The organism is Nocardiopsis sp. B62 (genome assembly GCF_018070675.1).
GTDB classification, from domain to species: domain Bacteria; phylum Actinomycetota; class Actinomycetes; order Streptosporangiales; family Streptosporangiaceae; genus Nocardiopsis; species Nocardiopsis prasina.
This window is the reverse complement of the sequence record NZ_JAGPXK010000029.1, coordinates 16,027-27,924: the sequence shown is the minus strand read 5'-3', so window position 1 is coordinate 27,924 and position 11,898 is coordinate 16,027. Positions and strand designations below refer to the sequence as shown.

At 70.9% G+C, this 11,898-nt stretch carries 10 protein-coding genes; 1 reads left to right on the top strand and 9 read right to left on the bottom strand.

Annotated elements, in window-relative coordinates:
* Positions 1 to 42 precede the first annotated feature (42 nt).
* From KBX21_RS22710 to ruvX, 8 genes are all read right to left on the bottom strand, one after another.
* Positions 43 to 1,278, bottom strand: coding sequence for an ATP-binding protein (locus KBX21_RS22710; protein WP_049579228.1), 1,236 nt, complete (start codon positions 1,276 to 1,278; stop codon positions 43 to 45).
* Between the two features lie 670 nt (positions 1,279 to 1,948).
* A complete protein-coding gene (locus KBX21_RS22705; RefSeq protein WP_049579230.1) occupies positions 1,949 to 2,797 on the bottom strand; it encodes an RNA methyltransferase in 849 nt (282 codons plus the stop codon).
* Between the two features lie 30 nt (positions 2,798 to 2,827).
* On the bottom strand, positions 2,828 to 3,199 hold the full coding sequence (gene rplT, locus KBX21_RS22700; RefSeq protein WP_026117095.1) for a 50S ribosomal protein L20: 372 nt from the start codon (positions 3,197 to 3,199) through the stop codon (positions 2,828 to 2,830).
* A 163-nt stretch (positions 3,200 to 3,362) separates the two neighbouring features.
* Complete coding sequence (rpmI, locus tag KBX21_RS22695; RefSeq protein ID WP_017546591.1) at positions 3,363 to 3,557, bottom strand: 50S ribosomal protein L35; 195 nt, start codon at positions 3,555 to 3,557, stop codon at positions 3,363 to 3,365.
* Between the two features lie 186 nt (positions 3,558 to 3,743).
* Entirely contained in the window at positions 3,744 to 4,310 is a 567-nt protein-coding gene (infC, locus tag KBX21_RS22690; protein ID WP_307869254.1) for a translation initiation factor IF-3, read from the bottom strand.
* Positions 4,311 to 4,719: 409 nt separating this feature from the next.
* The gene (locus KBX21_RS22685; protein WP_210843572.1) at positions 4,720 to 5,556 is read right to left on the bottom strand and encodes a shikimate dehydrogenase; all 837 of its coding nucleotides are present in this window, start codon (positions 5,554 to 5,556) and stop codon (positions 4,720 to 4,722) included.
* Positions 5,556 to 7,940, bottom strand: a complete 2,385-nt coding sequence (gene mltG, locus KBX21_RS22680; protein ID WP_210843570.1) for an endolytic transglycosylase MltG — start codon at positions 7,938 to 7,940, stop codon at positions 5,556 to 5,558. The genes KBX21_RS22685 and mltG overlap by 1 nt, the downstream gene beginning before the upstream one ends.
* Positions 7,937 to 8,425, bottom strand: a complete 489-nt coding sequence (gene ruvX, locus KBX21_RS22675) for a Holliday junction resolvase RuvX (RefSeq protein WP_049565729.1) — start codon at positions 8,423 to 8,425, stop codon at positions 7,937 to 7,939. The genes mltG and ruvX overlap by 4 nt, the downstream gene beginning before the upstream one ends.
* Here ruvX and KBX21_RS22670 point away from each other — a divergent pair.
* A complete protein-coding gene (locus KBX21_RS22670; RefSeq protein WP_169336572.1) occupies positions 8,417 to 8,566 on the top strand; it encodes a hypothetical protein in 150 nt (49 codons plus the stop codon). The two genes, ruvX and KBX21_RS22670, sit on opposite strands and share 9 nt — an antisense overlap.
* 387 nt (positions 8,567 to 8,953) lie before the next feature.
* Here KBX21_RS22670 and alaS read toward each other — a convergent pair whose 3' ends face one another.
* Positions 8,954 to 11,620 (bottom strand): alanine--tRNA ligase, encoded by a 2,667-nt coding sequence (alaS, locus tag KBX21_RS22665; protein WP_210843566.1) that lies wholly within the window; start codon positions 11,618 to 11,620, stop codon positions 8,954 to 8,956.
* Between the last annotated feature and the right edge of the window lie 278 nt (positions 11,621 to 11,898).

Here is an 11,898-nt window from a genome sequence, read left to right as displayed (position 1 = left end):
CATGCCACGTGCGCCCACCGGGGGGCCGAAGGGTCTGAGGGCTCAGACGAACTCGGGCGTCCCGGCGGGCACGGTAAATCGGAACTCGGCGCCGCCGTTGGGGGCGCGTCCGACGGTGATCGTGCCGCCGTGGGCCTCGACGAGGCCCTTGACGATGAACAGTCCGAGGCCGGTTCCGCCACGGCGCTTCCCGCGCCAGAACTGACGGAAGACGCGCGGAACGGTCTCGGGTGCTATGCCCTGGCCTTCGTCGCGCACCGACACCGCTGCTCCTCCTTCACACGGCTCGATCACGACACTGACAGTACCAGCGCCGTGCCGCACCCCGTTTTCCACGAGGTTGGAGAGGATCTGTTCCAACTTGTCGGAGTCCAGCCACATCTGCGGGAGTTCTCCGCGGGCTTCGACCCGGAAGCGCTCCTCGGCGTAGCCGGAGGCGACACGGCTGGCGACCAGACGGCGCACGGCCGCGGGCAGGTCGACGACCTGGCGGTGCACCTCCAGGCGGCCGGACTCGATGCGGGAGACGTCCAGGAGGTCGTGGATGAGCCGGGTGACGCGGTCGGCGTCGGCATTGACGGTCTCCAGCATGAACAGCTTCTGCTTGTCGGTGAGCCGTTCCCACTTGTTGAGCAGGGTGGAGGTGAAGCCCTTCACGCTGGTGAGCGGGGAGCGCAGCTCGTGCGCGACCTCGGAAACGAGGTCGGCACGGGAGCGCTCGGAGCGGGCGGAGGCGTCCCTGACTGTGAGGACCAGGCGCACGAGGTCCCCCCCGGGCCGGGCCCGCACGTAGCGGGCGGAGACGAGGATCTCGCGTTCGTCGGGCAGGCAGAGCACGCGCTCGGGCTGGCGGGTGCGTTCGCGGTCGCCTCCGTAGGGGTCGCTGGACTCCCACCAGTTGTGACCGTCCAGACCCTTCAGTGGCAGGGCGGCGCGAAAGTCCCGGCCGATCGCGGAGGCCGCGGAAACCCCGGTCAGCTGCGCAGCGAGGGTGTTGAAGAGGACGACCCTTCCCCCCGCGTCAGCGACGACCACTCCGTCGGGCAGGTCGTCGGCGTGCAGGGGCGGACCGTCGGCCGCAGAGGCGGTGTCGACCTCCCACAGAGCGGACGCGGCACCGCGGCGACGCCCGCCACGGGGGTCCGCTCCCTGGACGCCCTCCCTGTCGGCCGGGACGTCGGTGGTGTGTCCTTGCCCTGGGACGGGGTCCTTTGAGGGTCGCGCCGCCGCACCGTCAGAGTCCTCCGCCGGTTGGCCCACGTGTCGGCCGCTGCCCACGCCTCTCCCCGCTCCCCTCCGAAGGTCCGCGACCACAGGACTCCTGGGTCGGGATCGCTGACCGGTCGTGCCCGTGGGCTGAACTCCCCGGACACCACCGCAGATCTACCCTGCACTCCCACCTGGTACGCCTGATGACCCGGGATACGGAGTCACCCGGAACCCGGGAGACGGCCACCGGTTCCGTCACCGCCGTCCGAGATGGTCGGACGCACGTCGGCTCCGGGGCACGCCCGCCGCAGCGTTCGGGCTCCGTGTGCTCACGCCCTGTCGTCAAGCCCGTCGTGTCGTGGCGGACACGCGCACCGTCCCACCCGTGACAGGGATCGGGCGGGGGTGGACAAGCGGGATGCGCGTGAACCACCGTCGTACTGGCCCGACCCTATCGACACTCGAACCCCGTGCACGTGCATTTCGGATGGTTGAGGCGACCTGTTACCGAGCGTGTACACCGCCCCACGCTCCACCCCGGGTCAGCCACCCGAAGGTGACGCGGAGTGATGATCGGGCGCGGTTCCGCCACGCCGGAGAGTCGGCTGAACGGGTTCGGGGGCGACGCCCCCGGAGCCGCGTGAGAACTCGCCAGGGGACCGTCAGGAACGGGACCGGATCCAGCCTTTCGGCCCCGCCGTAGACCGGGGGGCCGTGCTGCCGGACCTGCTGGGGTGGCTCAGGCGCGGCGCTGCTGGCGGGCGGTCGTGTACAGACAGACCGCCGCGGCCGTGGCCAGGTTCAGGCTCTCGGCCCCGCCGTAGATCGGGACGCTGACCGCGCCGTCCGTGAGCTGGACGATCTCCTCCGGCAGACCCCAGGCCTCGTTGCCGAAGACCCAGCCGACCGGGCCGTCCAGGTCGCCGTCGTCGGCAAGCTGGTGCAGGTCGCGGTCGCCGCTGCCGTCGGCCGCCCAGGCCTTGGCCCCGACGCCGTGCAGGAAGTCCACCGCCTGGGCCACCGGCACCCCCACCACCACGGGCAGGTGGAACAGGCTTCCGGCGGAGGCGCGCACGCACTTGCCGTTGTAGGGGTCCACCGAGGCGTCGGTGAAGATGACGACGTCGGCTCCGGCCGCGTCGGCGGTGCGCAGGACCGTACCGGCGTTGCCGGGGTCGCGCACGTGGGAGAGGACGACGGCGAGCCGCGCGTTGGAGACGCTCTCCAAGGGGACGTCGACGAACTCGCAGACCGCGATGACCCCCTGCGGGGTGATGGTCTGCGCCAGTTCGGACATCACGTCGAGACTGACCCGGTGGGTGGGCACGCCCGCTGTGTGGGCGGCGTCCATCAGGTCGATGTGGCGCTGCATGGCCTCCGCCGTGGCGTAGACCTCGGCGACGCCATGGGCGGCCCCGTTGTAGGGGGACCGCCCGTGGCCGCCGTTGACGGCGGCCAGGGCCTCCCGTACGGCCTGCGGCCCCTCCGCGAGGAAGCGCCGCTCACGCTGACGGAAGGTGCGCTTGGCGAGCCGCCGAACCCCCTTGATCCTGGGTGACCGGACACTCGTGAACTCGTGGCTCGCCATCGCTACCCGTCTGGTTCTTCCGACTGCCCGCTAGGCCGCGGCGGTGGTGGGGAGGGCCTGCTTGGCCTTCTCCACCAGGACGGCGAAGGCGGCCTCGTCGTTGACGGCCAGCTCGGCCAGCATGCGACGGTCGACCTCGATCTCGGCCAGCTTCAGACCCTGGATGAGACGGTTGTAGGTCAGGCCGTGAGCGCGGGAGGCGGCGTTGATGCGCTGGATCCACAGACGACGGAACTGCCCCTTGCGGTCCTTGCGGTCCCGGTAGGAGTAGGTCATCGAGTGGAGCATCTGCTCCTTGGCCTTGCGGTACAGACGCGAGCGCTGCCCGCGGTAACCACTGGCCCGGTCGAGAACGACCTTGCGCTTCTTCTTGGCGTTGAGAGCCCGCTTCACGCGTGCCACAGTGACTCCCTCATTGGTTCTTCCGGCGCGCACGGCGCGCCGACCGGTCCGGCCAGGACGCACCCAGCGGCCGCGTTCGCTTCAGGTGGTTGTCCTCCTGGCGCCTCAGCGCGCCGACGGGGTCGGGCGCACGGGCTGGCCAAGGAGGACGGGTGCTCCGGTGCTACTTGCCCAGGAGCTTCTTGATGTTCTTGGTGTCGGCCGGAGCGAGCTCGGCCTCCGTGCCCAGCTTCCGCTTGCGCTTGGAGGTCTTGTGCTCAAGGATGTGGTTCTTGTTGGCACGGCGGCGCATGATCTTGCCGGAGCCGGTGACCTTGAAACGGTCCTTGGCTCCGCTGTGGGACTTGTTCTTCGGCATGTCGCCGTCGTCTCCTACTCCGTCGGCGCGGCACCCGCACAGGATGCGGACACCGCGATTGTTCCGCCACTACGGCGGGGTCCCGTCGCACACCGGTGCATCACGGACTGGTCGGGCGCAGCCCACCCCACCACCCGGTCGTCGCCTTGGACGGCGTCCGGGCGGTGGGGGACTCCCCCTGGCGCCTTACGCCTGGTCGCGCTCGTCGCGGCGGGTCTTGTCCCCCGCTGCGGCGCGGGCCTCGGCCTTGTGCTCGGAACGCCGCTTGTGCGGACCGATCACCATGACCATGTTGCGGCCGTCCTGCTTGGGCTGGGACTCGACCGTGCCAAGATCCTGGACGTCCTGGGCCAGACGCGCCAGCAGCCTGCGCCCGAGCTCGGGCCTGGACTGCTCGCGGCCACGGAACATGATCGTCACCTTGACCTTGTCCCCGCTCTTGAGGAACCGAACGACGTGACCCTTCTTGGTCTCGTAGTCGTGCGGGTCGATCTTCGGGCGGAGCTTGATCTCCTTGATGATCGTGTTCGACTGGTTCTTGCGCGACTCACGGGCCTTGACCGCGGACTCGTACTTGAACTTGCCGTAGTCCATCAGCTTCGCGACCGGCGGGCGCGCGGTCGGCGCGACCTCGACGAGGTCGAGGTCCGACTCCTGGGCCAGACGCAGCGCGTCCTGCACGGAGACGATTCCGACCTGCTCACCGTTGGGTCCGACGAGTCGGACCTCGGGCACCCGGATACGGTCATTGATGCGGGGCTCTGTGCTGATGAGACCCCTCCCTAGCTTTCTCGGATTACCTGGGACCGGCCGCCCACCCCGTGGTGGTCGGCCTGTTCGACCGGGTCGCCCGTGCTTGTTCAGGCCACCCGCCCGCGTTGGGGTCTCACCAAAAACGAAAAACCCCGCCAGCGTGTGCAAGCGGGGCGATCCGACCGGATGTTCACGACGGAACCGCGAACCAGAACGACGGAACCCGTACACGGGTGTCCGACGTACTCGGGGCGGCGTGCCCATCGTCTGACCGGGACCCACACGGGCGCGGCCCGGTAGGTGGGAGGATCATCTCCGCTTGCGGCTCCGGTGTGTCAGACACACCGGACCAAGTCGATGACACCCAATATAGCAGGACCCCGCGACTGCCCGACCACCGTGCCGGGGGTCAGTGGGCGACCCGGGCGGAGCGCCGGAGCAGTTCCGCCTCCCCCGCGGCCCTCATGGGCTCCACCGGGACGTCCTCGATCCCCGTCATCAGGCGGACCTGGGCGACGGCCTGGTGCAGGAGCATCGGGAACCCGCCGACCACGCGCCCGCCACGGGCCGCCACCGCCGAGGCGGTGGCGGTCGGCCATGGGGCGTAGATCACGTCGAACAGGTCGGCCCCGGAGGCCCCGATCCGAGTGGCGTACACGTCCGTCGCCCCCGAGGGCAGGGTGGAGACCACGAGGTCCGCGTCCAGGTGGTGCTCGATCTCCGTCAGCGGCGCCACCCGGACGGGGCGGCCGAGGCGCTCGGCCGCCGACGTGACCTCGCCTGTGCGCGCCGTGTCACGGGCCAGGATCGTGACCGGTCCGGTCGTGCCCAGCTCCCGCAGTGCCGCCAGGGCCGAGGCCGCGGTGGCCCCGGCGCCCAGGACGAGCGTGCTGGTCGGGACCCTCACACCCCCTTCGGTCAGGGCGGCGGCGATCCCCTCGACGTCGGTGTTCAGCGCCGACCACCCCGCCCCCCGGCGGACCAGGGTGTTGGCGCCGCCGACCTCCGTGGCCAGGTCGGAGACCTCGTCCGCCAGGTCCATGGCCCGTCGCTTGAGCGGCATGGTGAGGGAGAGTCCGGCCCACTCCGCCGGGGCCAGGTCAGCGAGGAACGGGGCCAGCCCCTCCTCGTCACACTCGAAGAGCCCGTAGGACCAGTCGCCCAGGCCCAGCGCCGTGTAGGCGGCCGTGTGCAGGACCGGGGAGAGGGAGTGGGCCACCGGCGAGCCCAGGACAGCGGCGCGCATCACTCCTCGTTTCCACCGTTGTAGGTCTCCTGGAAACGTTCCTTGAGGACTTCGAACTCCGCGTGGGTCTCGGCGAACTCGGTGACACCAGCCTCCGGGTCGGTGGCCACGAAGTACAGCCACTCACCGTCCGCCGGTTCCAGTGCGGCCTCGATGGCCTCCTGACCCGGGGCGACGAACGGGCCGGGGATCAGCCCGGTGCTGTAGTAGGTGTCGAACCCGCTGGTGTCGTCCCGGCACTGGATCAGCTGTTCGTTGTTCAGCGCGATGCCGTACTCACCGATGGCGTAGAAGCAGGTGCTGTCCATCTGGAGCGCCATGTCGATGTCCAGGCGGTTGTGCACCACCCGGGAGATCTTCGGCATGTCCTCGGCCCGGCCGCTCTCCGCTTGGACGATGGAGGCGATGGCCATGATCTCGTTGGAGTCGTACCCGAGGTCCGCGGCGCGGGACGCCAGGTTCACCTCCTCGGCGACCTGCCGGTACTGGGTGACCATCGTGCGCAGCATGGAGAGGGCCTCGGTGTCGGGCTCGAACCGGTACGTGGACGGGAACAGGTAACCCGCCGGGCCCTCCGAGGCGTAGTCGGGCAGGCCGAGCTCGTCGGTCTGTTCGTACGCTTCCTCGAGCTCCTCCAGGCTCAGCCCCGTGTTCTCGGACAGGAGCTGGAGCACCTGGTCGGAGCGGAGCCCCTCGCGGATGGTGACCCGCCCGCCGAGACGGTTCTCCGGGTCGAGCAGGGCCGCCACCGCGCTCTCGCCGCTCATGCCCTCGGCCAGGGAGTAGGTGCCCGGAACCAGTCCGTCGCCCTCGCTGGAGCTGAGCGCGTTGGTGAAGGACCGCACACTCGCGACCACGCCCTGGTCCACCAGGCTCTGGGCGACAGCGGTACCGCTCTGCCCCTCCTCGATGGCGAAGACGACCTCGCCCTCACCCTCACCGGAGAAGTCGGGCGGGAACACGTAGGCACGAGCCACCCCGTAACCGCCACCCGCGACCACGAGCAGCAGGACCAGGACGAGCAGGACCGTCAGGCCCTTGCTCTTCCTGCGCTTCCTGGGCTTGCCCTTGTTGAGCCGGGCGGCCTGCGCGGCCTTGGCTCGCTTGGCGCGCTTGCGGTTGGCGCGGCTGTCGCCGTAGGAGGCGGCGATGTCCTCGAGGCTGTCCTCTTCGTAGAGGTCCTCCTCGGGCTCCTCATCGACCTCGGGCTCGGGCTCGGGTTCGGCCCGGCGCCCCCGCTTGGCGCGACGACGGCCGCGACGCCCCTTGGGCTCCTCGTCCTCCGGTTCCTGAGCGAGGAAGGAGCCGGTGTCCGTGAGGTGCTGCTCGTCCTCGTCCAGGTTGGACAGCTCCGCGAAGGCACCGGTGTCGGTGACCGGCGCGGCGGCGAAGGCCCCGGTGTCCTCGGGCTCCTCCTCCGCCGCACGGCGGGCGCGGCGACGACCGCGACGACCGGCCGGCTCCTCGGGCTCCGGGTCGGGTTCCTGGTCGAACTCGGGCTCGTGTGCTCGGAGGGCCCCGGTGTCCTCGGGCTCCTCCTCCACTCCACGGCGGGCGCGGCGACGACCGCGACGACCCGCGGGTTCCTCGTCCTCCGGCTCCAGCGCGCGGAAGGCCCCCGTGTCGCGCACGGGCTCGGGCTGCGCCTCCTGGGCGCGCTTGCGGCGGCTCCTTCGGCCCTGGGGTTCCTCCTCCGGGGGGTCCGTGTGGAAGGCGGGGGCGGGTTCGTCGGCGTCGTCGCCCCAGAAGGCGGAACGCGGCTCCGCGGGCTCCTCGGCGCGTGCGCGCCGGGCCCTGCGTGGAGGCTGCTCCTGTGCCGGGGGGTCCGCGGGCGGCTGGGGGGCGCCGGTCCCGCGTGAGGGGTTCTGGGCGCCACCCAGGTTGGCCAGGGCCGCCAGGGCGTCCTGGGTCGCGTCGGCGCTGGGTCGCTGGTGGCTTCCGGTGTCCGAGGGGGAACCCTGCTCGGGGTGCTCGGGTGTCTGCCCGCCGCGTGCGGCACGGCCACCGCGCAGGGCGTCGGCGGCACCGAAACGCCGGGGACCGGCGGCCTGCGGTTCGCCGTTCCACGGTGTCTCGTCCGCGGGCGGTTCGGCCCTGCGGCGGCGACCGGGGGCGGGCGCGTTCCGGCCGCTCGTGTCGGCTTCCCCGGGGGCGGGGGCCGCGTACCGGGGGGCGCGGGCATCGCCGGCGGGTGGTCCGGAGTGCCCGAACTCACCCGTCCCGGGCTGCTCGGCCCAGGGGTTGGACTGGGGCTCGGGGCGCGCCCGACGTCCGCGTGACGGCGGCTGCGCGGGCAGCGGGTCGGACAGCGGGTCGTAGTCGTAGCCGCCCTCGCGGTCGGCACGGCCACGGTAGGGATCGGGGTAGTCATCCCTGTCGGTCATGAATCTCCCTGGCTTGCACGGACGATCTCGCCCGGGGGATGGCCTGTTGACCGTTCCTGGTCCAAGGCGCTCTGCAAGAGCACGGTGGCGGCCGCCTGGTCGATGACCGAGCGGCGGGCCCGGCCGCCCTTGGCCCCCTTCTTCCCGAAGGAGGCGCCGGAGAGCAGCTGTCCCTGGGCGGTCACCGTGGTGAGTCGTTCGTCCACGAGCCTGACGGGGACGGGGTCGAGGAGTCGGGCCAGGGTGTTCGCGAACTCGCGCGCGGACCGGGCCGCCGGTCCCTCCTGGCCGGACAGTGAAGCAGGGTAGCCCACGACGACCTCGCGGGCCTCCTTCTCCAGTACGAGGAGGGCGATGCGCTGCACGTCGCCCCTGCCTCGCGGGATGGTCTCGACCGGGCTGGCCAGCACGCCGCTGGGGTCGCTGGCGGCGACGCCGATACGCGCGTTGCCCGGATCGATCGCCAGGCGCACACCGTGTCTCACGAGGACGCCTCCTCCTGCCTGGGGGCGCTGCTCGCGCGGGCCGTACCGTCGACGGCACAGCACCGCTGCTGGGAAATCCTCAACACGGTGGTCCTGTTCATCAGCTGGATCGCGGGAATCTCCGCGCAGACAGCCATGTGATCGGCTGTGACGCGCCACAGTATGCCCGATTCGATGACGGTGCGCAGCCTGACCCATGGAACGCCCCCGGTCGCGCGGGGACCGGGCCAGGGGCCTCGGGTCCGGCCGTGTCAACGGGGACCGGGGCGCACACGTACGGTCCGAGTGTAGGTCACAGTGGTCACGCACCGGGCCCGGGCGGGTGTCACCGGGTCGTCCGGCGGCATCGTGCGTCGGATCGGGTCCCGGCGGCTCGGGAACCGTCAGCTTGGTCACATAACGAAACTGTACGGACAGGTTCGACAACTCGGGGTGATTGACCCGTTCGGAGTGGCGAAAAGGCGACCGCGCCCCGCGTGACCCACAAGGCCCCACGAGGCGCGGTCGGACGGACCAGCGCCCAGGCGGCTAGGCGCCCGCGACGCGCGCCTCCACGGCGCGCAGGGCCTCGTCCACCTTGCTCGCGTCGGTGCCGCCGCCCTGGGCGATGTCGGGCTTGCCGCCGCCACCGCCGCCGAGGGCGCGGGCCGCGACGCCCACGAGGTCGCCCGCCTTGATCCCGGCCTTCTGCGCGGCCTTGTTCGCGGCGATCACCACGACGGGACGGTCCTTGGGCACGGCGGTCATCGCCACGACCACGGGCTCGTCCTCACCGAGGCGTCCGCGCACGTCCAGGACCAGCTTGCGCAGGTCGTCACCGCTGGCACCCTCGGGCGCCTCGGCGGCCACGACCCGGGCCGAGCCGTGTCGGCGCGCGCCGGCCGCGAGGTCGCCCGCGGCCTGGAGCACCTGGGCGGCGCGCAGCTTCTCGATCTCCTTCTCGGCGACGCGCAGCCGCGAGACCATCGTGTCGATCCGCTCGGGCAGTTCCTCGCGCGGCGTCTTGAGCTGCTCGGAGAGCTGACCGACCAGGGCCGACTCCTTGGACAGGCGCCTGAAGGCGTCCACGCCCACGGCCGCCTCGACGCGGCGCACGCCCGAACCGATGGAGGACTCCCCCAGCAGCTTGACGATGCCGAGCTTGGCGGTGGAACCGACGTGCGTGCCGCCGCAGAGCTCGACCGAGTAGTCGCTCATCTCCACGACCCTGACGCGGTCGCCGTACTTCTCCCCGAACATGGCCAGGGCGCCCATCCTGAGCGCCTCGTCCAGGCTCCTCTCCTCGGTCTGGACCGCGATGTCACCGGCGAGGACGGTGTTGACCTCCTCCTCGACCTCGGCCAGGCGCTGGCCGCCCAGCGCGTTGTCGGCGGTGAAGTCGAACCGCAGCTGGCCGGGGCGGTTCTCCGAACCGGCCTGTCCGGCGGAGGGGCCGATCGCGTTGCGCAGCGCCGAGTGGATCAGGTGGGTGGCCGAGTGGGACCGTTCGATGGCGTGGCGGCGACCGGTGTCGATCTCCGCGTGCACGGTGTCGTCCAGGACGATCTCTCCGGAGCGGACGGTGCCCCGGTGCACGAACAGGCCCGGGAGCGGCTTCTGGACGTCCTCGACGTCCACCACGCCGCGCCCGTCGACGGTCAGGGTTCCGGTGTCGGCGAGCTGACCTCCGCTTTCCCCGTAGAACGGGGTGCGGTCCAGGACGATCTCCACCTTGTCGCCCGCGCGCGCGGCGGGGACGCCCTCGCCGTCAACGACGATGCCCTTGACGTGGGAGTCGCTCTCGGCCTCGGTGTAGCCCAGGAACTCGGTGTTGCCGGCGTTCTCGTGCATCTGCGCGTAGAGCGAGATGTCGGCGTTGCCGAGCTTCTTCGCCTTGGCGTCGGCCTTGGCGGTGTCCTTCTGGCGCTGCATGAGTTCGCGGAAGGCGCCCTCGTCCACGCTCAGACCCTGCTCGGCCGCCATCTCCAGGGTGAGGTCGATGGGGAAGCCGTAGGTGTCGTGGAGCTGGAAGGCGTCCACACCCGAGAACTCGGTACCGCCCGCGGCGCGGGTGCGCTCGGCGGCGCGGCCGAAGAGCGTGGTGCCCGCGCGGAGGGTGTCCGCGAAGTTGCGCTCCTCGTTGTCGACCACGCCGTGGATGACGTCGGCCTTGTCGAGCAGGTCCGGATAGATGTCCTTCATCGCGTCGATGCTGACCTCGGTCAGATCGTGCAGGAAGAAGGAGTCGGTGCCCGAGAGCAGCCGCAGGTTGCGGATCGAACGGCGAAGGATGCGGCGCAGGACGTACCCGGCCTTCTCGTTGCCGGGCTTGACGCCGTCTCCGACGAGCATGACGGCGCTGCGCACGTGGTCGGCGACCACGCGGAGCATGACGTCCTGGTCATGGTCGTCACCGTAGGCGGTGCCGGTCAGCTCGGCGGCGCGGTGCAGCACGCGGCCGATGATGTCGGTCTCGTAGATGTTGTCGACGCCCTGGAGGACCGCCGCGAGGCGCTCCAGACCGAGACCGGTGTCGATGTTCCTCCTGGGCAGTTCGCCGAGGATCGGGTAGTCCTTGCCGGAGCCCTCACCCCGCTCGTACTGCATGAAGACGAGGTTCCAGATCTCGATGTAGCGGTTCTCGTCCGCCTCGGGACCGCCCTCGACGCCGTACTCGGGGCCGCGGTCGTAGAAGATCTCGGAGCAGGGGCCGCAGGGACCGGGCACTCCCATGTCCCAGTAGTTCTCGTCCATGCCCATGCGCTGGATGCGCTCGGGGCGGACACCGACCTTGTCGCGCCAGATCGACGCGGCCTCGTCGTCGTCGAGGTAGACGGTCACCCACAGCTTGTCGGGGTCGATCCCGAATCCGCCCTCGGACACCGGGGTGGTGACGAGCTCCCACGCCAGCGGGATCGCCCGCTCCTTGAAGTAGTCACCGAACGAGAAGTTTCCCAGCATCTGGAAGAAGGTGGCGTGACGGGAGGTCCTGCCGACCTCCTCGATGTCCTTGGTCCGGATGCACTTCTGGACGCTGGTGGCGGTGTCGTAGGAGGGTGTGCGCTGACCCAGGAAGTAGGGCTTGAAGGGGACCATGCCTGCTGGCACCAGCAGCAGCGTGGGGTCCTCGGCGATCAGGCTTGCCGAGGGCACCACGGTGTGTCCGTTCTTCTCGAAGAAACTGAGGAAGCGGCGCGCGATCTCTGCCGTCTCCATTGATGCCCTCCTGTGCTTGGCTCCGCCGCCCGGTGGCGGCGGGGTTGTCCCTGGGTGGGACCGTGGTCACGCGTGGTCGGTAGGGGCCCATCGTAGAGGGGACCGCCACGTCTGCGCGCATGGTTTGCAGTGGCCGCCGAGGACCCGCACCGTTGATGACAACGGCGGCGGTCCGGCCATTCCAAGGCTATCGCCGCTGGCCACCGACGCATCCCCGATGGGCCGCCAGCGAGGGCTCCGGGCCGGGTGCGGGAACGCCGAGGGGCCCGGCGGTCTCC